Source organism: Parapedobacter tibetensis, from assembly GCF_024704835.1.
Classification (GTDB): Bacteria; Bacteroidota; Bacteroidia; order Sphingobacteriales; family Sphingobacteriaceae; genus Parapedobacter; species Parapedobacter tibetensis.
In genome coordinates, this window is record NZ_JAMXBE010000004.1 from 110803 (window position 1) to 133637 (window position 22835).

At 44.3% G+C, this 22835-nt stretch carries 23 protein-coding genes; 12 read left to right on the plus strand and 11 right to left on the minus strand.

Annotated features, from left to right (window positions below):
• The 3 genes from NF543_RS07780 to NF543_RS07790 are packed head-to-tail and all read right to left on the minus strand — an operon-like array spanning window position 1 to window position 2722.
• The gene (locus NF543_RS07780) at window positions 1-852 is read right to left on the minus strand and encodes a PstA family ABC transporter permease (protein ID WP_257667554.1); all 852 of its coding nucleotides are present in this window, start codon (window positions 850-852) and stop codon (window positions 1-3) included.
• Window positions 852-1703 carry a phosphate ABC transporter permease subunit PstC gene (gene pstC / locus NF543_RS07785; RefSeq protein WP_373274997.1) on the minus strand — a complete coding sequence of 284 codons (852 nt, stop codon included), beginning with the start codon at window positions 1701-1703 and terminating at the stop codon, window positions 852-854. Before pstC ends, NF543_RS07780 begins: the two co-directional genes overlap by 1 nt.
• A 44-nt stretch (window positions 1704-1747) precedes the next feature.
• The gene (locus NF543_RS07790; protein WP_257667556.1) at window positions 1748-2722 is read right to left on the minus strand and encodes a PstS family phosphate ABC transporter substrate-binding protein; all 975 of its coding nucleotides are present in this window, start codon (window positions 2720-2722) and stop codon (window positions 1748-1750) included.
• A 428-nt stretch (window positions 2723-3150) separates the two neighbouring features.
• Between NF543_RS07790 and NF543_RS07795 the strand changes: the two genes are divergently transcribed.
• The 7 genes from NF543_RS07795 (at window position 3151) to NF543_RS07825 (ending at window position 10082) form a co-directional block, all read left to right on the plus strand.
• Entirely contained in the window at window positions 3151-5259 is a 2109-nt protein-coding gene (locus NF543_RS07795; protein ID WP_257667557.1) for a ferredoxin-like domain-containing protein, read from the plus strand.
• Between the two features lie 46 nt (window positions 5260-5305).
• Window positions 5306-6064: a uroporphyrinogen-III C-methyltransferase gene (gene cobA, locus NF543_RS07800; protein ID WP_257667558.1), complete on the plus strand. Its 759-nt coding sequence runs from the start codon at window positions 5306-5308 to the stop codon at window positions 6062-6064.
• On the plus strand, window positions 6061-6663 hold the full coding sequence (locus NF543_RS07805; protein ID WP_257667559.1) for a precorrin-2 dehydrogenase/sirohydrochlorin ferrochelatase family protein: 603 nt from the start codon (window positions 6061-6063) through the stop codon (window positions 6661-6663). The genes cobA and NF543_RS07805 overlap by 4 nt, the downstream gene beginning before the upstream one ends.
• A complete protein-coding gene (locus NF543_RS07810) occupies window positions 6660-7361 on the plus strand; it encodes a phosphoadenylyl-sulfate reductase (RefSeq protein WP_257667560.1) in 702 nt (233 codons plus the stop codon). Before NF543_RS07805 ends, NF543_RS07810 begins: the two co-directional genes overlap by 4 nt.
• A gap of 73 nt (window positions 7362-7434) precedes the next feature.
• Complete coding sequence (cysD, locus tag NF543_RS07815) at window positions 7435-8325, plus strand: sulfate adenylyltransferase subunit CysD (RefSeq protein WP_257667561.1); 891 nt, start codon at window positions 7435-7437, stop codon at window positions 8323-8325.
• A 29-nt stretch (window positions 8326-8354) separates the two neighbouring features.
• Window positions 8355-9605, plus strand: coding sequence for a sulfate adenylyltransferase subunit 1 (locus tag NF543_RS07820; protein ID WP_257667562.1), 1251 nt, complete (start codon window positions 8355-8357; stop codon window positions 9603-9605).
• Between the two features lie 228 nt (window positions 9606-9833).
• Entirely contained in the window at window positions 9834-10082 is a 249-nt protein-coding gene (locus tag NF543_RS07825) for a hypothetical protein (RefSeq protein WP_257667563.1), read from the plus strand.
• A 206-nt stretch (window positions 10083-10288) separates the two neighbouring features.
• Here NF543_RS07825 and NF543_RS07830 read toward each other — a convergent pair whose 3' ends face one another.
• Window positions 10289-10987 (minus strand): SIR2 family NAD-dependent protein deacylase, encoded by a 699-nt coding sequence (locus tag NF543_RS07830; protein ID WP_257667564.1) that lies wholly within the window; start codon window positions 10985-10987, stop codon window positions 10289-10291.
• A gap of 214 nt (window positions 10988-11201) precedes the next feature.
• Here NF543_RS07830 and rnhA point away from each other — a divergent pair, with 214 nt between their 5' ends.
• The 5 genes from rnhA (at window position 11202) to NF543_RS07855 (ending at window position 14377) form a co-directional block, all read left to right on the plus strand.
• Window positions 11202-11669 carry a ribonuclease HI gene (gene rnhA / locus NF543_RS07835; RefSeq protein WP_257667565.1) on the plus strand — a complete coding sequence of 156 codons (468 nt, stop codon included), beginning with the start codon at window positions 11202-11204 and terminating at the stop codon, window positions 11667-11669.
• Between the two features lie 104 nt (window positions 11670-11773).
• Window positions 11774-12292 carry a hypothetical protein gene (locus NF543_RS07840; protein WP_257667566.1) on the plus strand — a complete coding sequence of 173 codons (519 nt, stop codon included), beginning with the start codon at window positions 11774-11776 and terminating at the stop codon, window positions 12290-12292.
• A gap of 358 nt (window positions 12293-12650) precedes the next feature.
• Window positions 12651-12959 carry a hypothetical protein gene (locus NF543_RS07845; protein WP_257957454.1) on the plus strand — a complete coding sequence of 103 codons (309 nt, stop codon included), beginning with the start codon at window positions 12651-12653 and terminating at the stop codon, window positions 12957-12959.
• Window positions 12960-12974: 15 nt separating this feature from the next.
• A complete protein-coding gene (locus tag NF543_RS07850) occupies window positions 12975-13733 on the plus strand; it encodes a sensor histidine kinase (RefSeq protein ID WP_257667568.1) in 759 nt (252 codons plus the stop codon).
• Between the two features lie 23 nt (window positions 13734-13756).
• Complete coding sequence (locus NF543_RS07855; RefSeq protein WP_257667569.1) at window positions 13757-14377, plus strand: response regulator transcription factor; 621 nt, start codon at window positions 13757-13759, stop codon at window positions 14375-14377.
• Window positions 14378-14395: 18 nt separating this feature from the next.
• Here NF543_RS07855 and lysA read toward each other — a convergent pair whose 3' ends face one another.
• The 7 genes from lysA to NF543_RS07890 all read right to left on the minus strand — a co-directional run bounded on the left by lysA (window position 14396) and on the right by NF543_RS07890 (window position 22764).
• Entirely contained in the window at window positions 14396-15568 is a 1173-nt protein-coding gene (lysA, locus tag NF543_RS07860; RefSeq protein ID WP_257667570.1) for a diaminopimelate decarboxylase, read from the minus strand.
• Window positions 15569-15591: 23 nt separating this feature from the next.
• Window positions 15592-16905, minus strand: a complete 1314-nt coding sequence (locus tag NF543_RS07865) for an aspartate kinase (RefSeq protein WP_257667571.1) — start codon at window positions 16903-16905, stop codon at window positions 15592-15594.
• A 56-nt stretch (window positions 16906-16961) separates the two neighbouring features.
• Window positions 16962-17909 carry a D-2-hydroxyacid dehydrogenase gene (locus NF543_RS07870; RefSeq protein WP_257667572.1) on the minus strand — a complete coding sequence of 316 codons (948 nt, stop codon included), beginning with the start codon at window positions 17907-17909 and terminating at the stop codon, window positions 16962-16964.
• Window positions 17910-17983: 74 nt separating this feature from the next.
• On the minus strand, window positions 17984-19051 hold the full coding sequence (gene serC / locus NF543_RS07875; protein WP_257667573.1) for a 3-phosphoserine/phosphohydroxythreonine transaminase: 1068 nt from the start codon (window positions 19049-19051) through the stop codon (window positions 17984-17986).
• A 241-nt stretch (window positions 19052-19292) separates the two neighbouring features.
• The gene (locus NF543_RS07880) at window positions 19293-20180 is read right to left on the minus strand and encodes a flavin reductase family protein (protein WP_257667574.1); all 888 of its coding nucleotides are present in this window, start codon (window positions 20178-20180) and stop codon (window positions 19293-19295) included.
• 169 nt (window positions 20181-20349) lie between these two features.
• Window positions 20350-21321 carry a fumarylacetoacetate hydrolase family protein gene (locus NF543_RS07885; RefSeq protein WP_257667575.1) on the minus strand — a complete coding sequence of 324 codons (972 nt, stop codon included), beginning with the start codon at window positions 21319-21321 and terminating at the stop codon, window positions 20350-20352.
• Window positions 21322-21399: 78 nt separating this feature from the next.
• A complete protein-coding gene (locus NF543_RS07890) occupies window positions 21400-22764 on the minus strand; it encodes a sigma-54-dependent transcriptional regulator (RefSeq protein ID WP_257667576.1) in 1365 nt (454 codons plus the stop codon).
• Between the last annotated feature and the right edge of the window lie 71 nt (window positions 22765-22835).

A 22835-nucleotide genomic window follows, 5' to 3' on the forward strand; every position in this document is an offset into this window, starting at 1 on the left:
TTAAATGTTGTGTTTAGTTTGTTTGGCCGCGATAAAATGTGATACTACTACAATAACCAAAATAATAATGGTAAGGATAAGTGCCGACGCATACGCCCTGCCTTGAACCTCGGGTATGGGGCTGCTTAACTGGAAAAATATGGCCAAGGGTAACGTAGCCGCGGGCTCATCGATATATATCGGAATATTGTCGCTAAATCCAGCAGTGAATAGGACTGAAGCTACGTCGCCAATACCGCGCCCAAATGCCAATAGAACTGCGGTGTAAATTCCCGGCCTTATTTGCCTAAGGATTACTTTTGCTGCCTCCCAACGGGTGGCTCCCAACGATAGTGCCGCATGTTTTAGCTCTTTGGGAACCGTGGCTATTACTTCATCCAACGTACGCACCAATATCGGGATAATCAATAGCGTGACAGCAATGACTCCTCCCAACAGGGACGCACGTACCCCCATCCAAATCATGATGCTGAATGCGAAGGCACCATATACAATGGACGGTATACCGAACAGTACATCAAAAGCCAGTTTGGCCGATTTGCTGAGGAAGCTTCCACGTTTCAGGTAAATATTGAGGTATATCGAGATCGGGATACTGATGCACAACCCCAGCACCGTAGCCCCGCCAGCAAGGTATAGCGATCCGATAATGGCGTTGAGTACACCGCCCTCTTCACCGATATAAAAACCACCTTGAGGTATTTTGGAAACCATATCCCAAGTAAGGTATGGCAGCCCCTTAACCACAATGGTGCCCACAATTAGGAAAAGGCTTGAACCAACCATGATGCAGGCCAATACCATCAGTGCCTTGAAAATTGTTTCTTCGGTTTTTCTCTTTTTAATACCCATCAGGAACTGTATTTATGTTCAATGCGATTGAGGATAATACGCGAAACCAGGTTAAATAGGAAAATGATGACAAACAACAGCAAAGCGGCAAACATCAATGCTGAATCATATAAAGGGATGGACATCATTTCTCCAAAATTATTGGCAATAAGCGCGGGTAGGGGATATCCCCCATCAAAAACAGATGTGGGTGCCACCGGCACATTGCCACAAACCATCAATACCGCAATGGTTTCTCCAAATGCCCTAGATACCGCCAGTACCGTAGCGGCGATGATACCAGGCAATGCCCGTTTGAGGACCACCTTTTTGATGGTTTCCCATTTGGTTGCCCCCAAAGACAGGGAAGCATCTTTCAGCTCTTTGGGAATGGTCTTTAGTACCTCTGATACAATGCTGACGAGGATGGGGAATATCATCACTGCGAGTACTACACCTCCTGTAAGCACGGTATACCCACTAGAATATTCTGTGAAGCGCGGTGCCACGTACTCCCGTACAATAGGTACCACAAAGAAAATACCCCATACGCCATAAATCACAGGGGGAATACCGGCCAAGATATTCACCAATGGCAACATAACCCTGCGGACGCTTGATTTGGCGTATTCAGTAAGGTAGACCCCCGTAAGCAAGCACAACGGAAGCGCCACCACGATGGCGATTAGGGTAACCCACAATGTGCCCATGATGAAGGGATAAAACCCAAATTTGCCGCTAGAGGGCGCCCATTCGCTCGAACGGAACAAGGAGTACAACGTGTTTTCATTAAATAAGGGAGCAGCACGCCAATATAATCCAATACCAATCAGAAATACGAACGAAACCGATGCGATCGAAAGGATAAGCATCGCGTTGGCTATAAATTTGTCTTTTATTATCCGGAGACTCAAAATCAATTTAGTTTAGCGAGTTCTTCTCTCAGCCAGTCTTCATTAAGTGGCGTGTATCCATTTTTCAGGAGGATAGACTGCGCTTCTTTAGTCAATACGAATTTGATAAATTCAACAAGCACCACATCTTGCGGTTTGCCCTTGAACAGAAATGAAAGGTTCCTTGCAGGTGGTGAAGGATACCTCCCTGTAGCTACCGCATGGGTTAAGCTGTCAATATCATCATAAAAGTCCTCATCGGGCCCAATGACTCCATCATTGTTCAAATCTAGGGGAATCACGCGGATACCGGCAGCCTGTTTCCGCGTTTTGAGATCATATACATAGTTGATGTTGTTGAACCCAATGGCCATTGGATTTTTCTGTATGGCCTGCGCGATACCGGGGTCACCGAAAATCCCGATACCTTTGAGACCTTCTTGTGATTGCCCTAAGAAAGAGGCCCACGTCTCTGCTGCTCCAGCTGCATCCGACCGGACATATACATGCAAATCGTCGGATGAAAATGATAAGTCGATTTGGTTCCATTTCGATAAGTTGCCTCCCACAAAAATCCGCTTGAGCTCTTCTTGTTTTATTCCACGTTTCAGTATATAATCCATATTCGGATTTTGGCTGTTGACCGTACCCACCACCGCGTCTTTGGCCACGTTGATGACATAGGCTCCACGTTCATACTCCTGCTCATGTATATCACGAGAGACTAATCCAACATCGACCATCCCGCTCAACGCATCGGCAATACCTTTGCCAGCACCACCTGCGGAAATATTGAAACGGACATTGGGATGGATGGTTTTGAATTCCTCACTCCATAATACCACGAGCGGATAGAGGGCGAATGCCCCTGACACACTAATCATACCCTGCAATTTCCCTTCTTCATCCCAGCCGGATGAGTTCTTTGGTGCGCACCCCGATAATATAGCGCATAGCGTTGATATGAATACGAGTGATTTCGAGCTGATGTGGTTCATTTTCCCTATCCCCATAAATCCTTTTCATTCTTTGATGTCGCAAATATATATAAAATAGGTAGACTTTATGTGTTATATTTAATTTGCTGCTGATAAAAAGCCCATAAGCTATGCAATTTGTCCCATTTAATAGTTAATTTGGGAAGAAAATAGCATTTGTAAACATGTTTCCGTTTTGAATTAATTAGCTGTAAAACAAATATTTATGTATATTTTATTATAAATTATTAATTTTATACTACCATTTCTATATACTTTACATATATTTGTACCATGAAACAGACAAACAAAATTACAATGCTTTGTTGTATGGCGGTCCTGAAGTGAAGGTAGGCTGTTATATAATGTCTTATGCATAACGAAACATAACGGCCTCCACTAATGATTTAGGGAGGTTTTTTTATTACCCAATAAAGCTAGAAACAGCTATGCAAAGTTTTAGGACTGAACTGGAAAACCCGGTCGTAGAAAAGGAAATCATAGACCTTGAGCGCAAAATCAGGCAATATCAGGAAGGCAAGATTGCTGAAGAAAAATTCCGTAGCCTACGATTAGCTAGGGGGGTATATGGCCAACGGCAACCTGGGGTGCAAATGGTTCGAATCAAACTACCATTTGGCAAGGTCACGTTCAAACAATTGCTCACCATAGCCGACATATCCGATGAGTACGCGAGTAGTAACTTGCATCTCACCACACGGCAGGATATCCAAATCCACTATGTGAGTCTTGATCGAACCCCTGAATTGTGGGCCAAGCTGGCGCAGGACGATATTACCTTGCGCGAAGCTTGTGGTAATACCGTACGTAATATAACGGCATCTCCCAATGCAGGCATCGACCCTGAGGAACCTTTCGATGTGTCGCCTTATGCACATGCATTATTCTCCTATTTCCTTCGCAACCCGATTTGCCAGGAAATGGGACGCAAGTTCAAATTTGCTTTTTCATCCAGTGTGCGCGACACTGCGTTTAGTTATGCGCATGATTTGGGTTTTATCCCCAAAATCCGTGTAATAAACGGTGTGGAGGAACGTGGCTTCAAAGTCATGTTGGGTGGCGGGTTGGGTGCTCAACCCATGATTGCACATGTCGTACACGAATTTCTACCCGAAGACCAGCTCATTCCTTATTCCGAGAGCGTTCTCCGGGTGTTCGACCGCTATGGCGAACGCAACAACCGGAATAAGGCACGTTTCAAATTCCTCATCCAAAAAATGGGGTTGGAGGAAGTCCTGCGGCTCATCGATGAAGAACGCACGGCCAATAAGGTCAAATCTTTTGTGGTAGACCGGGATGCTGTACCGCAACCAGCACCATCAGCAGGAACCGATGTTGAGACCTTATCCGCCAGTAAGCCGATGGCTTATGAAATATGGGAAAAAACAAATGTTTATCCACAGAAACAGGAAGACTTCTATTCGATATACATAAAGGTACCAACGGGCGACCTATCCACCGCCAAAGCGAGGAAACTTGTGGAAGGAGTACGCGGACACATTGCAGATGAGATACGCATCACACAAAACCAAGGGTTATTATTCAAGTTTGTACGCAAAAGTGCCTTGCCGCATATATTTAATGTCCTCGATGGATTGGATTTAGCTCAACCGGGTTTTGACAGTGTGGCAGACGTGACCACCTGTCCAGGTACAGACACCTGTAATCTGGGTATCTCCAACAGTACGGAAATGGCCCGTGTGCTCGAGACGTTGATCTATGAAGAATATGCAGACCTTATCTATAACCGTGAACTTAAAATAAAAATCAGCGGTTGCATGAATTCCTGTGGCCAACATGGATTGGCACACATCGGATTTCATGGTAGCTCGCTGAAAGCAGCTGGAAAAGTGGTTCCTGCTGCGCAAGTGATGTTGGGAGGTGGCACATTGGGCGATGGGCTTGGAAGGGCCGCTGAACGAATCATCAAAGTACCATCCAAACGGGTGACCCATGTATTGCAACTAATCCTCAACGATTATGCAGAAAACGCTTCCGAAGAGGAGCTTTTTCACCACTATTACGACCGCCAGACGAAAGATTATTTCTATCGCTTGCTTAAACCATTGGCAGACCTCACCACGCTAAGGGATGAAGAGTTTGTAGATTGGGGGCATGAGGAGACTTTCCAAACCGCAATTGGTGTGGGAGAATGCGCTGGTGTGGTGATCGATCTGGTAGCCACATTACTCTTTGAGGTCGAGGAAAAACTAGCATGGGCCAATGAAAGCTATAATGCTGGGGCATATGCGGATGCCATTTACCATGTATATAGTGTGTTCATCAGTGGTGCAAAAGCTTTATTGCTTGATAAAGGCATTCAAAGTAGCTCTCAACACGCCATCATCAAGGATTTCGATACCAATTTCGTGGAAACCGGTGAGTTTTCTTTTCCGGAAGGATTTGGAGGACAGGTGTTGCAAATCAATAGACAGGAACCTTCGGAGACTTTTGCAAAACAATATTTGGCAGCAGCAATAGGCTTTTATGAAGCAGCAACCGCCAAAAGGGAAAATAAGGATACAGTGAATGCCTAAATAGGTTAGGCATGATTTTAGGACGACAAACAACGAAACAGACGCAATGAACCATTATCCAAAAATAACGTTGGTAGGGGCGGGTCCGGGAGATACCGATCTGATTAGCCTCAAAGGATTGAAGGCACTCGCCAAGGCCGATGTGGTGCTTTACGATGCATTGGTCAATGAGGAACTGTTGGAATACGCATCCCAAGATGCAATTCGTGTATTTGTAGGTAAACGGGCCAACCACCATGCATATAGCCAACAGGAGATCAACGAGATGATGATTGCCTACGCACGTTCCCATGGCCATGTTGTACGGCTCAAAGGTGGCGACCCTTTTGTTTTTGGCAGGGGAGGAGAAGAGCTTGAGTATGCGGCCAAACACCGTATTCCCACCGCCGTGGTTCCCGGTATATCTAGCTCGACCGCTTTGGCTGGATTGCAGGGTATCCCATTGACATACCGGGGAATCAGTGAAAGTTTCTGGGTAATCACAGGGGCAACCACAGCCGGGGTAGTTTCAAAAGACATTTATGCTGCCGCCAAAACGGATGCTACCGTAGTGATTCTCATGGGGTTAAATAAATTGGCTGAGATCGTGGAAATCTATCAACGCGAGGGGAGGGGAAAACTACCTATCGCCGTCATCCAAAATGGCTCGTTGCCCGATGAAAAGATTGCATTGGGCACGGTAGATGCCATTGTTGCCAATGCCAAGGAACAACAAATTGGTGCTCCAGCGGTAATCGTCATTGGCGATGTGGTAGCCAAACATGAACACTTTGCGATACAACACCACAAAAGTATAGCGGTATGACACAGTATGTAGCAGATAACCAATTGTTTCCCGTTTTCCTACAATTGAACCAATTGCATACACTGCTTGTGGGTGGTGGCAATGTAGCATTGGAAAAGCTTACCGCGTTGTTGGGCAACAGCCCCCAAGCTACAATCACCATCGTCGCCAAGGAAATAAACCCATCCGTACGTGCATTTATAGTGGACTACCCATCAGTGCAGTTACATGAACGCGCTTTTGAAGACAAAGACCTGGACAATGTACACTTGGTGGTGGTGGCATCAAACAATCCAAACCTGAATGAGCATATCCATAAAGAGAGCCGCAAACGGTTAAAATTGATAAATGTGGCAGACAAACCAGATTTGTGTGATTTGTATTTGGGATCTATCGTGAAGAAAGGGAATTTGAAACTAGGGATATCCACCAATGGCAAATCACCTACCATTGCCAAAAGGATCAAGGAGCTATTGAATGAAGCTCTGCCCGAGGAAATCGATGAGACGCTAACTTACATGAGCCAATTGAGGGATATGCTGAAAGGCGATTTTACGGATAAGGTAAGGGAATTGAATGCACATACGGCTGCATTGATTGCATCAAAAGATAAGTCATGAACCACATCACGGAAGAAATAGGAGCACTGGTGGAGGGCAGACAGGAGCTGGAGGCGTTGGAATTGTTGGTAAACCGGTTTTCCGGAAAAACTGTGTTCTCGACCAGTTTTGGCCTTGAAGACCAAATCATCACCCATCTCATATTTAGCAATAATTTACCCATACGCGTATTCACATTGGAAACCGGACGGCTTTTCCCGGAGACCTATTATGTATGGAATCGTACGTTGGAAATCTACAAGAAGGAAATAGAAGCCTATTTCCCCGATACACATGCCGTGCAACAACTCATTAGCCAAAAAGGGCCGTCGAGTTTTTATGAGTCGGTTGAAAACAGAAAGGAGTGCTGCCATATCCGTAAGATTGAGCCGTTGCATAGGGCATTGGAAGGGGCAGAATGCTGGATTACGGGCATACGGGCAGAACAGTCAGACAATAGACAAGACATGTCACAGGTGGAGTGGGATGGCACCAACCAGCTCATCAAATTCCATCCCCTATACCACTGGACGTTGGATGACGTGAAGGAATATGTGAAAGCGCATAATATCCCGTATAACCCATTGCATGACAAGGGATTTCCGAGTATCGGTTGTGCTCCTTGCACCCGTGCGGTAAGGGAAGGGGAGGACTTCAGGGCCGGACGCTGGTGGTGGGAAGACAAGAGCAAGAAAGAATGTGGGTTGCATGCCACGTGATTTGAATATTTGAAATAAAACGCAGATAGCAAGAACGTAGCTGATAGCTACATTAAATAAATAAAGAATATACATGGACTACTTGGATCAATTAGAGGCGGAGGCAATATATATCCTTCGGGAAGTGGCAGGGCAATTTGAAAAACCGGCGTTACTGTTTTCTGGAGGAAAGGATTCCATTACCTTGGTACACTTGGCGGAGAAAGCCTTTAGACCGGGTAAATTCCCATTCCCGTTGGTGCATATTGATACGGGACATAATTTTCCCGAAACCATTGCTTTCCGTGATGAACTGATTGCAAAATTAGGTGAAGAATTGATTGTAGGATATGTACAAGATAGCATTGATGCTGGAAAAGTAATCGAGCAAAAAGGTAAAAACGCTAGTCGGAATGCCCTGCAAACTGTGACGCTCTTGGATACGATTGCAGCACATGGCTTTGATGCTTGCATTGGCGGGGCACGGCGCGATGAGGAAAAAGCAAGGGCCAAGGAGCGGATTTTTTCCGTACGTGATGAATTCGGGCAATGGGATCCCAAACGGCAGCGTCCCGAACTTTGGAGCGTATATAATGGACGAATACATAAAGGGGAGAATGTGCGCGTATTTCCCATTAGTAACTGGACGGAATTGGATGTCTGGAATTATATCCGTAGGGAAAACATCAAACTCCCGTCCATTTATTTTTCGCATGAACGGGATGTCATCACCCGCAACGGGCAATTAATGGCAGCCGCCGTACACTTGAATATCGATCATGAAGATGTCGTGGAGTATCGTAAAGTGCGGTTCCGGACGGTAGGCGATATGACCTGTACGGCAGCAGTACTATCCGATGCCTATCATATCGACGACATTATTGATGAGATTCGACTGTCAAAAATAAGTGAACGTGGTGCAAGGATGGACGACAAAGTATCTGAAGCGGCTATGGAAGACCGCAAAAAAGGCGGCTACTTTTAACAAAAATTATATTTCGTATTTACTGAACAATGGATCTACTCAAATTTATAACGGCCGGCAGTGTGGACGATGGAAAAAGCACCTTGATTGGAAGATTGCTTTACGACACCGACTCGGTATTAGACGACCAATTGGAAGCTATCCAACGGGCTAACCGTAAAAACAATGATGGTACAATTGACTTGGCCATACTAACGGATGGTCTCAAAGCCGAGCGCGAGCAGGGCATCACCATTGATGTGGCCTATAAATATTTCCAAACTGAAAAACGCAAGTTCATCATAGCGGATGCACCCGGCCATATCCAGTATACCCGCAACATGGTAACCGGAGCTTCCAATGCTGATCTGGCTATTATCTTGATTGATGCACGTAAGGGAGTCATCGAACAAACCCGGCGACACTCATTCCTTGTATCGCTTTTGGCCATCCCAAATGTACTGGTCTGTGTCAATAAGATGGATATGGTAGATTATGATAAAGCCGTATTTGATAAAATAAAAACGGACTACGAACTTCTGACGGGAAACCTCAATATCGGCCAAATCGACTATATACCAGTCAGCGCCTTGAAGGGCGACAATATTGTGGTTCAATCGCCCAACATACCGTGGTATGACGGCCAATCACTGCTTGGCTTCCTTGAAACGGTGACCATCAATCATCACCTCACCGATAAGCAACAAGCCCGTTTTCCAGTACAATGGGTAATCAGGCCACAGACAGCTGAGCTGCATGATTACCGAGGTTATGCAGGTCGGGTCATTGGTGGTTCGTTTAAAGTGGGGGATCGGGTAGTGGCTTTACCTTCGGGATTTAGCAGCAGCATCAAGAAGATTGAGCTGTCATCGGAGGAATTGAGCGTTGCCGAAAATGGAGCCTCTGTAACGATCCATTTGGCCGAGGATATCGATATCAGTAGAGGAGATATGCTAGTGAAAGAAGATGAACAACCTGAAGTTTCACAGTTGTTTGAAGCTGACATTTGTTGGATGGATACCAAACCGCTTGATTTTAGCCATATGTATTTACTCCAACATCATGGCAAAACCACGAAGGTCAAGGTGCAAGATGTGATTTATCGTATTAACGTTGATACACTTGAAAAAGCCAGCAGTGATCATTTCGGGTTGAATGATATTGGCCAAATCCAATTCAAGTCAGCTGATTCATTGGCGTTCGACAATTATGCATCCAACAAAGCCAATGGTGGCGCCATTCTTATTGATAGCAGGAATAACCTTACTGTAGCGGCGCTCATGATTACTAAATCGGAATAGACAAAAGATGTAACTGGATCCATTGAAATACATCAGCAAGGAGAGTGTCTGAATTTATTACTTAACATAACGTAAATTATGAGTTATATAATAATCCACAAATTAGCGCGCTTGAGCTACTCGGCTCTTGCCACATAGTTTATCGAGATATTATTTTCCATTATTTCTCAATTTATTTATTGCAGAATAATTTGCTTTCTTTGGCAATCAAATAAAACGGACAACCCCATGAGAACCATCGCAGAATTACCACATCCTGATTTCAAAATCACCATATTTTCGATGAACCAGAAATTCATCATCAAATTTGAACAAGGCATGCTCGAACAAGTTTATAAAATCCCCGAGGCCGATATAACCGATGGCGTCAACGGAATCTTCCAAATGGTTGATGAAGAATTTACAGCGTCTATTACCAAACGTTTTGATGAAATGCGCCAGTCATTTATTGGTGCTTATAAAAGGCATGAGTATTAGGTTATATGAAATCTTTAAATCGCTTATTAATAGCTATATATTTTCAAGTATTTTGGTTTTCGAAATTATATTTGGCGAAGTTCCTCATCACATCTTTGGACGGGTACATTGTATTAAAATTTAACTTTAATTAAACTATAAATATAACTAGTTATTAATTATTTATATATTACAACCAAATAATATTTGGCGAATAAATAGGCAAATTATTGCACATTGTTGCCCATTAGCTGATCCACAATCCTCGGCACGGCGACCCCAGCTTGCTCATCGATACCAATCACGTCATGATGCCTTATCAGCGCCGACGCCTGTGGATCGATAAAATATTTTACAGCGCCATTAGGTGTTTCATCCAACAATCCCGCGGCCGGATACACTTGCAATGAGGAACCGATGACAATGAAAATATCGGCTGTTTGGCAAATCCGTATCGCCTCCCCCATTGCCGGAACGGCCTCACCGAACCATACCACATGCGGACGCAATTGGCTACCCAGTTCACATTGGTCACCCATCCCAATTTCGGTACCAACGATTGGATATACTAATTTTGGATCCTCGCTTGATTGCGCTTTGGTTATCAAGCCATGCAAGTGCAGTACCTTCGTAGATCCTGCCCTTTCATGTAGGTCATCGATATTTTGCGTAACAATATTTACCTGATACATCTCTTCGAGTTTCACCAATGCCGAATGGGCTGCATTTGGTTTTGCTTCCAGCACGGTTTTGCGGCGCACGTTGTAAAAATGCTGTACCAGTTCGGGGTCTTTAGCCCAAGCAGCGGGTGTAGCTACATCCTCTACCCGAAACCCTTCCCATAGGCCATCCTCTCCCCTGAACGTTTTGAGCCCACTTTCGGCAGATATGCCTGCCCCGGTGAATATGACTATATGCTTTTTCATAAGTTGTTTTTTAACGGCCATGAAGCTCGCATGAGCTGTTATTCTTTTCCTTTGTGAGCGGCGGCTCATGCGAGTTTCATTAAATAAATTGTTTTGGTACGATGTATATTCAGTGGGCACTCCTACCCTTTCCTCCCCTGCTCCATAACAAAATAAATGATTTCTGGTAGATTTAACGAATGATTTCACATCGAATGGTTTACCTTTGTTACCCATGATTGAATTATATACTGACGGTGCATCACGCGGAAACCCTGGTCCGGGCGGATACGGGGTAATCCTGCGGTCGGGCCAGCATTACAAGGAATTATCGGAAGGGTTCCGCAAAACCACGAATAACCGGATGGAACTTTTGGCAGTAATCAAAGGATTAGAAGCCCTCAAAAAACCTCATCAAGACGTTGTGGTCTATTCCGACTCAAAGTACGTCATCGATGCGGTAACAAAACGTTGGGTGTATGGTTGGTTGCAAAAAGGATTCGCTGGCAAAAAGAACAAGGATCTGTGGATACGCTTCCTGAATGTATATAAACTGCATAATGTAAGATTTGTATGGGTAAAGGGCCACGCGGGGCATGCAGAAAATGAGCGTTGCGATTACCTCGCAGTACAGGCTTCGCAAGATTCAACACAATGGAAAATAGACAGCGTATTCGAAGTCGCCGAAAGCAAGTTGCTTTAATACCTGTTTAAAATACCTATTTTGGGGTATTGCTATTGGCTGAATTGTTAACGAAATTAGCACCCAAGAAATATAGCTAATCAAATATTTAAACCCAACTAAAAATGAAAGAAGAAAGACCAAGCAAGTTGAAGCTTATTCCCCTGGAACTGGCTGATATGATGATCAAGGCTTACGACAAGCAGCGTCGGGGTCCTGCCTCCAAGAAGATCAGTAGAGAACTTGGCAAGGAAGTAGAAGACTCGCGCTCTGTATGGATCGGCAAGGAAGCCATCCTTGAACTACTTGAACTGAATAAGGCGGATGGTATACGTCTTTACTTTGGCATAGCGGATGATTACCCAGGCCATAAGCTGAAACGTCCAGAGCACAAAAAACGACATACAGTAGTGATGGTCGCCACAAAGTCCAAAGATTCCGACAATCCTACCATGGAAAACAGCGTCGATTGTTTGCGTATTTCGAAACAGCCTAGTCTTGACAAGGACAATGGCGGGAAAATAGGCCCTATTCTAATGCCTATTTCCAGTAGCGAAGCTGAAGCTGAGGCTGGTTTACCTGCTGATGATATCAACATGTGTCCACCACCACCGTCCGGTGACGGCTGTTTGCTTCCTCTTTGATGGATGTATGGACAGTTATACCATCATCCTGTTTTTATTGATATTTTTAGGGGGGCTGATTGGTTTTTACAAAAGCAAATCAATCACCCCCCCTGTATTGAAGCTATTCCCTTATTTTCTTATGATGCAATTTTCCTACCAGTTGATTGCATCATTATATTCGTTTGTTTTTACGAATTTCAAAAGTAACTATCCCATATTCAATATCTTTTACCTAATTAATTTCGTTTTTTTCTCCTTTCTTTTCAGCCAAATAATATCTGCTAAATGGAAACGGATTTTTATAGCAATTACGGCAATTATATGGGTTGTCTTTTACTTTATTAACTTATTTCATATCCAGGGAATATCATTGTTGATGACTTACTCCCGCACGATGTTAGGGATATTGGTGGTTACTTACTCATTGTTGTATTTCCATGAAATATTGACTGATGATAAAAACCAAAAAAACCCCTTAAGAGATGCCACGTTTTGGGTTGTTACGGCTTTATTTTTCTTTTATTTATGTAGCACATTGACCATTAGCCTATGGAATTACTTGGTCATCAACAAGGCTTATTTTGGAAACGTCTTGATGAAAATATATGCCTTCATTCTTTATTCCATGTATATCGCTGGTTTTCTGCTCCATAAGAACTATCTTCGTCTAGAAAAACCTTTGTAGCTTAATAGCAAAACAATGGAATCTGCAGATTTCGAACCATGGATTGCCATCCTCTTTGCCAGTTTAATGCTGCTGGTCATCGGATTTTTCATGCTCGCAATGCTGATCGTATATCAAAAGAAAAAAACCAAGCATTACAAAGAACAGCAACAGCTTAAAACCGAATATGAGCAGTCTGTATTGAAGGCAAAAGTAGAAATACGCGAGGAAACATTGAAATATGTGGGCCTGGAGCTTCATGATAATGTAGGGCAACTTTTGTCGCTTATCAAATTATACCTCTCTCGCCCAGGCACCGAGCAAAAAACGGATGTGAAGCAACTAATTAACCAGGCGATCATGGACATCCGCAAGTTGTCCCAAGACTTGAATATCAATCGGGTGGAGCAATATTCGTTGAGTGATTTCATCGAACAAGAACTAAACAAGGTGCACAAAGCGGGTATTGTGAAGACCTGGTTCGACAACGAAGGGTTTTGCGAACCTTCAAATGCTCAAAACCGATTGATGATAAGCCGTATTTTTCAAGAATGCATCAATAATATCCTTAAACATGCGGAAGCTAAGAATATATTTGTTAAGTTAGTGGCAGAAAACAGCGGCTGTATGTTACACATTGCCGATGACGGTGCGGGATTCCAAATAGATGCAGCGCATATGGGCTCAGGACTTATAAATATATATGACCGTGTCAAACTTATAGGAGGAGATATTCAAATAGCTTCCACCATAGATAACGGAACAACAATCAAACTTCGTATCCCACATATTTAAACATTTTCCCAAATGATTGATCTATGATAACGATTGCAATAGCCGATGACCATAAGCTGATGTCTGAAGGGATTGCGTCCATTTTGCAGTCCGATCCTGAGTTAACGGTTGCAAAAATCTGTTCGAATGGAAAAGAATTAGCGGAATACCTGAAAAACAATACCGTTGATTTGGCATTGGTCGATCTGAACATGCCTGTTATGGATGGTCCAAACACGATCCGTATTTTGAAAAACAACCAGGCAGCCTGCAAGATCGTCGTGTTAAGCATGTATGCCGATGAAAACGTTTATGCAAAATGCAGAGAGATGGACATTAACGGCTATTTGCATAAAGACTCGGATGCCCAACATTTGATAGACACTATAAAGGCGATATACAGCGGCGAAAACCAGTATGACTATGACCAGGCTCAGAAACCAGGGGAATCAGACGCAATTTTTGAGGATAAGTTTCTGAATAAATTCAAACTATCTCGGCGGGAGCTTGAAATTGTCGGGTTGGTGCGTAATGGCCATACCAACCAAGAGATAGCTGACCTGTTGTTTTTATCCATCCATACCGTGATGACACACCGCAAAAACATCCTTCATAAACTGGATGTGCGCAATACGGCTGAAATGCTTGCCTTAATTAATGGGTAACCAGGAAGCGCTCAACCGTTATACAATTTCATCGCTATATACATAGCGTATTTCATCACGAAGGTTATAATGTGATGCCATCACTTCTCCGTAAGCACCTGTGGTTCGGATGGATATAAGGTCGCCACGCGCTGACCGGGGCAGCAATACTTCCTTGCCGAAGCAGTCACTGCTTTCACAGATCGGACCCACAACATCATAATGCACCTGTTCTTCATTGTCCACAGCTGCTATTGGACTGAGTCTTTCGATTTTATGATATGCTTGGTATAGGGCTGGGCGCATCAATTCGGTCATTCCTGCATCGAGAATCAGAAAATTTTTCTTGATTCCATTTTTCACATATAATATGCGACTTATCAGGCTTCCGCATTGCGATACCAATGCCCTCCCCAATTCAAAATGTACTTCCTGGCCGGGTTTGCGTTCTAGGAAATTAGCGAAGATTTCAAAATAAGATTGAAAATTAGGAACATGCTTGATGTCTGGTTGATGATAGTCAACCCCCAATCCCCCACCTACATTGAGAACCTGCAAGCGGAAACCACGTTCATCAAACCAATTGTTCATTTCATTGACCTTAATACAAAGACTCTTAAATACATTGAGGTCGGTTATCTGCGAACCGATATGGAAGTGTATCCCAATCAATTCGATATAATCACTCTCCCGCAACGCCTCTATAGCATCGCCCAGTTCCCAATATGAAATACCAAATTTATTCTCATCTAATCCGGTGGTAATGTAGTGGTGAGTCTGTGCATCCACATTGGGGTTGATGCGAAGAGCCACATTCGCTTTTTTCCCAAGCTTGGCTGCCAACCCATCAATTACTCGCAATTCCTGAACGGATTCCACATTGAAGGCAAAAATATCATGCCTTAGTGCATAATCAATCTCCCTATCGGATTTGCCAACCCCAGCAAACACAATTTTACTCGGATCAAAGCCCATTTCTATGGCCTTCTTTACTTCATTGCCACTTACACAATCCGCACCAAACCCTGTGTCACGGATATACTCGAGCACGCGACCATTAAAATTAGCCTTGAGTGCATAATGCACATGGAAGCCATGTGATTCAGCAGCCGTTTTTGCCGCATTCAAAGTACGTCCCAACAAGGCCAAATCATAATAATAGAAAGGGGTTTCTTTCCTATAAAATGCTGCAATGAGCTCTGCGTCAAACATAATCGGTCATTTCACTTATTTGTTCAAAAAAGCCTGTTGTGCAATGACCGCAAGGCTTCCACTTTGTATTCTGTCTGCAACAACATGGATATATTGTAATTGCTCCCTCCATATGAAATCATCCGCACGGGAATATGCTTTACGGCATCCAATACCCGGGAGGCATATCCATGGGTATCCAGCCCAAAATCCCCTACCACGCATATGATGGTTTGGTCCCTATCTATATGAACTGAACCGAAATCCCCGAGCTCCTTTTCAATCTCAGGTAGGTATTTCGTCTCATCTATCGTCAATGAAATCGCCACTTCTGATGTGGTGATCATATCTATCGGGGTTTTGTAACGTTCGAATACTTCGAATACCCTACGCAAGAATCCGTAAGCGAGCAACATCCGCGATGAGTGGATTCGAATAGCTGTGATACCGTCCTTTGCCGCAATGGATCGTACCACACCTTTTGCAGCTCCGCTCTTACTGATCAGCGTACCGGGTGCTTGTGGCTCCATGGTATTGAGCAGACGTACAGGCACATTAAAGCGTTGCGCCGGAAATACGCTTTGTGGATGCAGTATCTTCGCGCCGAAATAAGCCAGTTCCGCGGCCTCATCAAAACTAAGATTAGCGATGGGGTTGGTGCCCTTGACAATACGGGGGTCATTATTATGCATTCCATCAATATCGGTCCATATCTGGATTTCATCTGCACCTATGGATGCCCCTATGAGTGATGCTGTATAATCACTTCCACCCCTACGGAGGTTATCAATTTCGCCGAATGAATTCCTGCATATATATCCTTGGGTAATAAAGAGATTATGGTCACTTGATTGAAGTAACAATTCGTTCAGGCTATCCCGAATGAAGTCTATTTTCGGCTCGTTGTCCTCATCGATTTTCATAAAATCCAATGCGGGCAACAGCTTCGAGCGTACGCCTATTTCTGTCAAATAAAAATGGAATAGCGTAGTCGAAATCAATTCGCCTTGGGCCAGAATTATTTTTTCCTCGATGGGGGTGAATAAATGGCTGGAAAAGGAAGCAATCAGGTTAAAGTGATAGTCAATCAACTCCTTGCCATTTTGTTGACCCTCGTCTGTCGCGAAAAGTTCAGCAATCAATGCATCGTACTGGCCGTGGAGCATCTCGATCGATGCAGAAGCCTTATCCTTATCCCCTCCGGCGAAGGCTTGGGAAATTTCGACTAATGAATTGGTGGTGCCAGCTACAGCGGATAGCACGACGATTTGCCGCTCCTGTGGATTGATGATGTTGAATAGGGCTTTGATGCGCCCCGCATTCCCTACAGATGTACCCCCAAATTTCAGTATTTTCATCATTATTCATTAAAACCTCATAAATTTTGAAAAACCTATGAGGTTTAGTAAGCGAATTACTTCTTCAAATGCCCTATAATCAAATTGGCCAACTCTTCCCCAATACGTTCTTGGGCTTCACCCGTTGCCGCACCGATATGCGGGGTAAGCGATACCTTGGGATGTGCAAGCAATTCCCTTCGTGGGGTTGGTTCGTTGTCAAATACATCCAAGCCTGCAAAGGCTACCTTACCGCTATCTAACGCCTCGATAAGCGCCAGTTCATCGATGACTCCGCCACGTGAGGCGTTCACAATACCCACCCCCGGCTTCAGCAATTCAAATTCGGCTTTTCCGATAATCGGTCTATCCGTAAATGGAACATGCAATGAGATGAAATCCGAACGTTGCAATAATTCATCAACAGCTACTTGACTGATGGGTACATCCACGGTGATACCGCCAGAAAGAGTCAAAGGCAGGCTTTTAGGTGCTTCAGCTAGATCACTTACAATGACATCCATGCCTAGACCCAATCCTACTTTAGCAGTCTCGCGGCCAATACGCCCAATCCCAATAATACCTAAGGTTTTTCCATGCAGTTCCATACCCTTCGCATAAGCCTTTTTTAGGCCACCAAAATTCGTGTTGCCTTCCACGGGCATTCTACGTTGGGAATCATAGAGAAACCGCACACCCCCTAGCAAATGTGCAAACACCAATTCAGCTACGGATAAGGAAGATGCGGCAGGTGTATTCACCACCGCAATACCTTTGGAGCGGGCATACTCCACATCAATGTTGTCCATACCCACTCCTCCCCTGCCAATCAATTTCAGGTTAGGACATACGTCAATCAATTCTTTTCTCACTTTAGTGGCACTGCGTACAGTGATGGCCTCATAAGCTTGCAGCTTCTCAGCTAACTCGCCTTGGGGTATGTGGTTGGTGTCTACAGTAAAACCTACATTTTCGAGCAATTGCTTGCCCAATGGATCTATTCCGTCGTTTGCTAATATGTTCATTTTCTTGTTTTAGATATGAGACATGAGATGCGAGACATGAGATAAGTCTCAATTCATCGCTAGTTTCCTCAAGCCTATGTATTTTTCTCTTCGAATTCCTGCATGGCATCCACCAAGGCATTTACACCGGTAATGCTCAATGCATTGTATATGGAGGCTCTGAAACCACCAACACTCCTGTGTCCTTTGAGGCCAATTAGTTCGCGTTCCTTGGCCAAATCTAAGAATGCTGTCTCATGTGCCTTGTTTTCCGTCACGAACGTCACGTTCATCCTTGACCGATCCTCGGTTATTGCTGTTCCCTTGAATAAAGGGTTACGTTCGATTTCGTCATACAGGGTCCTTGATTTAATGATGTTTTCCTGTTCGATCACGTCTATGCCTCCCTTTTTCTTCAACCAACGCAAGTTGAGCATGGATACGAAAATAGAATATACAGGGGGGGTGTTGTACATTGACCCCGCAGCGATATGAGATTGGTAATCAAAGATACTGGGCAATGTGCGTCCCGTTTTACCCAGCAACTCGTCCTTTACGATGACCAACGTCACGCCAGCCGGCCCCATATTTTTCTGTGCTCCAGCATAGATAAGGCCATAATCTGACACCTTGATTTTACGGCTTAGGATATCCGATGACATATCGGATACGATGGGTACTACTGAGGCAGGTGTTTCAAAAATCTCCGTTCCAAAAATCGTATTATTTGAAGTATAATGAAAATAGGCGGCGTCCGTTGGGATTTCATAATCCTTGGGGACATAGGTATAGTTCGCATCATTGGAAGATGCCACCACGGTTACCTGTCCAATCCTTTTTGCTTCCTTGATAGCTTTACTCGCCCAAGTGCCGGTATCCAAATAAGCGGCTTTACTGCCTTCGGGCAACAGATTCATCGGCGCCATGGCAAATTGTGTGCTCGCCCCACCCTGTAAGAACAAGATGGAGTAGCCTAGCGGTACAGAAAGTAATTCCCTTACCAGGCTTTCGGTTTCAGCTATTACGCCTTCAAATTCTTTGCTCCGATGCGATATTTCCAAAATAGACAGTCCAGTATCGTTGAAATTCAATACAGCTTGGGAAGCTTTCTGGAAAACTTCCTGAGGCAAAATACAGGGTCCTGCTCCAAAATTATGTTTCATCAGTTTATCGTTTATTTTTTTAAATGGTCTATCGGCTAACCGACGTTTTTATTGGCCATTCCCCATTCAGACAATGGTCATGCGATTTTTATGGCCGCAAAATTAACAATTAATTATTGTAATTTGTTTAATGATTTCAATATTTTATTACAAAATATTCAATAATAAATACAGAAATATGAAAACCTCATAGGGCAATCATCAAACTTTCCATTTCTGAAAAGCCAAGGGGGGTTCTATACTATACCAATAACAATACCCTCCATGCCTTGTACACCTCCCCCATATCGAGCAATTCAGCCGCCTTACGGTGCAGGTGGATTTGGAGGGCAGCCTTGTCGCCTATGAAAGCGTTGATTATATCGCGGATTTCCTCGTCTCCACGGAGTGCTGCCACCTCTTCTTCCGAAGGAAGTGTTTCCACGTTGCCCAATTTCCCAAGGTGGTTACCCGTAAGGATAGACGACAAGCGAATATGCCGCGGTAATTGGTCTATCCCCATTCCCAAGTTACGCAATGGTTTGGCCACTTGGAACAAACTGTCAGCAGTAACACGGCAATACCAATCACCTCCCAACCTGGCTACTAAATCGAGCTTAGCTTGGTCAATGTGATTGTTTTCATCAAGTAGTGTTTTATGTACGTGCATTCTCAACACCTCAGCTAACACCAGATTGCCCGCCCCTGGAGCGTCAGATAGTTCAATGACTTCCCGCACCTTGCATTCTAATTGGACGGGCGACTCAGCCACCCGCGGTGGAGTCACTAATTCCGATGGAACCGGAGTAAGGCCCGATTTATGGAACTCATTGATACCCTTGGGATATTCCGTGCTCGCCAACGATTGTTGTTGCACCATGGCATAATTTACGATGTTAATAACGACTTCGGGTACTTCCTTGATATTTTCTATTGTATGCTTGGTACTTCCGTCCCGCATCCGCCGCAAGGGTGAGAAAACACAGATGGCGGGATTGTGGGACATGAAATTGAAATAGCTAAATGGACTGAGGTTTATATTGCCAGTCTTGTCAACCGTACTTGCAAAACAAATAGGTCGTGGTGCGATGGCATATTTGATTAAATTATCAAATTGGGGATGAATATTCGGATCAATGGTCTTTGTCATTGGCCTGTATTAACATTTGAAAAATTTTACTAGGTGGGAGCAAAAATACACAACTATTTATCAATAAGACAATAAATATCCAAGACATTATTGCGCTTTAAGTCCATACGCAAAAAAGGTTTACTCTCTATCTCTGTGCTAAACGCGTAGCATCGCCATTATTAGGGGGTCAATCATCGTTCGCCATTTTTACGGTATTGCTAAGCACCCCCAATCCGGTCACCTCCATCTCTACCGTATCACCGGGTTCCAACCATTGCGCTTGGTAATTCGGATCCCGGCGCATGCCTGTGCCATTCAATTCGAGGAAACAACCCGTACCTACAGTACCCGAACCGATAACATCGCCAGGGTATACATCCACGCCATAGGACACCCGTTCAATGATTTCGGCAAATGTCCAATGCATATCGGCAAAATTACCTTTTGATACTTGGACGCCATTGACTCTGCAGGTCATTTCGAGATTATAGGCATTGCCTACGTGCCCGTAAGATGGAGGCACTTTATGGGGTTCCAATTCATCGGGCGTCACCAAATAAGGACCAAGCACCGTAGCGAAATCTTTCCCTTTGGCAGGCCCTAAGTTGAGCTTCATTTCTTCCAGCTGAAGCTGGCGGGCGCTGAGGTCATTCATAACCATATAGCCCGCTATATAGGTGTCTGCATCCTTAGCCTTAATATTCCTTCCCTTTTTGTTAAGCACGATCGCCACCTCTAGTTCAAAATCCAACTGCCTGAAATGCTCAGGCATACAATAAACATCACCTGGGCCAAAAACAGCCTGATGGTTGGTAAAATAGAACACAGGGAATTGATCAAATTCAGGAATCATCGGCACTGCCCTGTTACGCCTTGATGTTTCTACATGTTGCCTGAATGCATAGGCATCCCGGAAAGATGATGGTTCCGGCACTGGTGCCAGCAAGTCTATGTGGGTTAGTGGTTGGGGGGCAATAGCACCGGTTTTCAACGCTAGATTGGTCTCTTTAGCTATAGCCATTGCATTTTCACCAGCTAGGAGAAATTCCGACATCGTATCGGGCAATTGTGGATTTGCCGTATGCAGGTCATACATCAAATCTCCAATAGCGATACCCAGTTTGGTTATTTGGTCATGCCGATAGGAAAACAACTTCATCGAATTGGTTTATCAGTTGGAACGTATTCCATGCAGTTTATCGCCAGTTATCATACGAATATCATTCGCCATCCCTACTCACTCAATCCCATACTTTTCCATTTTATTATACAGGGTCTTACGGTCTATATTGAGCATTTGCGCCGCTTTACTCTTGTTATACTTAGCTTTTTGCAACACATCCATGATCAATTTACGCTCATGCGCCTCACTATGCAAGCGTAGATCGGGATTATTACTAGGTGGCGTTGCTTCGGGCCTCTCTTGGTTCCTTATGGCAAACACCATTTCTTCAGGCAAAGCCGATGCCTCCGCAATGGAATTTGGCGAAAGTAACACCATGCGCTTGATTACATTCTTGAGCTCTCTGAGGTTGCCTGGCCAATCGTAGGTTTCGAATATTTCCTTTACCTCATCCGATAGTCCAAGCACTTTCCGACCCAACTCTTCATTGGCACGATCCACAAAAAAATCAACGAATTGCTGAAAATCATCTCGCCGGTCACGGAGGGCAGGAACAATGACTTCAAACTCATTGATCCGGTGGTAAAGGTCTTCCCTAAACTTACCTGTACCCAATAGATCCTCATTTGTGGCTGCTATAACCCGCACATCTACATTGATGGTTTTATTGGCGCCCACCGGTTGGATCACTTTCTCCTGCAAAGCCCGGAGTAACTTTACTTGCACATCATATGTGAGATTGCCTATTTCATCGAGAAATAGGGTTCCGCCCGATGCTTCCACAAATTGCCCTATCTTATCGTTCAAGGCGCCGGTGAAAGAACCTTTGATATGGCCAAAAAGCTCGCTGGATGCCAATTCCTTGGAAAGGGTACCGCAGTCGATGGAAACAAACGGTTTGTCCGCCCTTTTACTCATCCGATGGATGGACCGGGCCACATATTCTTTGCCGGTACCGCTCTCGCCACGGATGAGTACAGACATATCCGTAGGCGCCACCAATGCAATATATTCATGGAGCTTCCGAGCCACAGGGCTGCTGCCTTCCACAAAATCCATCTTTGCTGTATTTTCTCGCGTGGCTTTCGTGTGTGAAACAATATACCCTTTTTCGGCTGACTTGCCCTCCAATGCCTCATTCACCACCATCAGCAATTCATCCGGGTTTACGGGTTTAGTGATGTAATCAAATACCCCTTGACGGATGGCTTTCACCGCAGTGCGGACGTCATTAAAGCTGGTCATGATAATCGAGGGAATAACCTTGCCTTGCTTGCGAAGTGCTTCTAAAACATCCAGCCCGATGCCGTCTCCCAATCGGTAGTCCAACAAAATCAAGTGGAATGTTTCATTTTTAATGGCTTCTATCCCACTTTTTACACTATATTTTACAACCACTTCAAACCCCTTTTTCTTTAGGAAGTTTTCAAGAATCGCGGCAAACGTGGTATCGTCTTCTACCAACAGAATATTGGCCATGGGTCAATGATTAAAAAGTTGAGTGTATGTCTTAGTTATCGAACGGTCAAAGCCTGTTTTTATTTTACGTG

Excerpts from the sequence above, each read along its gene's own strand:
- NF543_RS07865 (WP_257667571.1), bottom strand. The coding sequence starts at position 16,905 with ATGAAAATACTGAAATTTGGGGGTACATCTGTAGGGAATGCGGGGCGC.
- rnhA (WP_257667565.1), top strand. The coding sequence starts at position 11,202 with ATGATTGAATTATATACTGACGGTGCATCACGCGGAAACCCTGGTCCG.
- lysA (WP_257667570.1), bottom strand. The coding sequence starts at position 15,568 with ATGTTTGACGCAGAGCTCATTGCAGCATTTTATAGGAAAGAAACCCCT.
- NF543_RS07805 (WP_257667559.1), top strand. The coding sequence starts at position 6,061 with ATGACACAGTATGTAGCAGATAACCAATTGTTTCCCGTTTTCCTACAA.
- NF543_RS07825 (WP_257667563.1), top strand. The coding sequence starts at position 9,834 with ATGAGAACCATCGCAGAATTACCACATCCTGATTTCAAAATCACCATA.
- NF543_RS07850 (WP_257667568.1), top strand. The coding sequence starts at position 12,975 with ATGGAATCTGCAGATTTCGAACCATGGATTGCCATCCTCTTTGCCAGT.
- pstC (WP_373274997.1), bottom strand. The coding sequence starts at position 1,703 with ATGCTTATCCTTTCGATCGCATCGGTTTCGTTCGTATTTCTGATTGGT.
- NF543_RS07890 (WP_257667576.1), bottom strand. The coding sequence starts at position 22,764 with ATGGCCAATATTCTGTTGGTAGAAGACGATACCACGTTTGCCGCGATT.
- NF543_RS07845 (WP_257957454.1), top strand. The coding sequence starts at position 12,651 with ATGACTTACTCCCGCACGATGTTAGGGATATTGGTGGTTACTTACTCA.
- NF543_RS07885 (WP_257667575.1), bottom strand. The coding sequence starts at position 21,321 with ATGAAGTTGTTTTCCTATCGGCATGACCAAATAACCAAACTGGGTATC.
- NF543_RS07810 (WP_257667560.1), top strand. The coding sequence starts at position 6,660 with ATGAACCACATCACGGAAGAAATAGGAGCACTGGTGGAGGGCAGACAG.
- NF543_RS07790 (WP_257667556.1), bottom strand. The coding sequence starts at position 2,722 with ATGAACCACATCAGCTCGAAATCACTCGTATTCATATCAACGCTATGC.
- serC (WP_257667573.1), bottom strand. The coding sequence starts at position 19,051 with ATGAAACATAATTTTGGAGCAGGACCCTGTATTTTGCCTCAGGAAGTT.
- NF543_RS07780 (WP_257667554.1), bottom strand. The coding sequence starts at position 852 with ATGGGTATTAAAAAGAGAAAAACCGAAGAAACAATTTTCAAGGCACTG.
- NF543_RS07820 (WP_257667562.1), top strand. The coding sequence starts at position 8,355 with ATGGATCTACTCAAATTTATAACGGCCGGCAGTGTGGACGATGGAAAA.
- NF543_RS07880 (WP_257667574.1), bottom strand. The coding sequence starts at position 20,180 with ATGACAAAGACCATTGATCCGAATATTCATCCCCAATTTGATAATTTA.
- NF543_RS07795 (WP_257667557.1), top strand. The coding sequence starts at position 3,151 with ATGCAAAGTTTTAGGACTGAACTGGAAAACCCGGTCGTAGAAAAGGAA.
- NF543_RS07840 (WP_257667566.1), top strand. The coding sequence starts at position 11,774 with ATGAAAGAAGAAAGACCAAGCAAGTTGAAGCTTATTCCCCTGGAACTG.
- NF543_RS07870 (WP_257667572.1), bottom strand. The coding sequence starts at position 17,909 with ATGAACATATTAGCAAACGACGGAATAGATCCATTGGGCAAGCAATTG.
- cobA (WP_257667558.1), top strand. The coding sequence starts at position 5,306 with ATGAACCATTATCCAAAAATAACGTTGGTAGGGGCGGGTCCGGGAGAT.
- NF543_RS07855 (WP_257667569.1), top strand. The coding sequence starts at position 13,757 with ATGATAACGATTGCAATAGCCGATGACCATAAGCTGATGTCTGAAGGG.
- NF543_RS07830 (WP_257667564.1), bottom strand. The coding sequence starts at position 10,987 with ATGAAAAAGCATATAGTCATATTCACCGGGGCAGGCATATCTGCCGAA.
- cysD (WP_257667561.1), top strand. The coding sequence starts at position 7,435 with ATGGACTACTTGGATCAATTAGAGGCGGAGGCAATATATATCCTTCGG.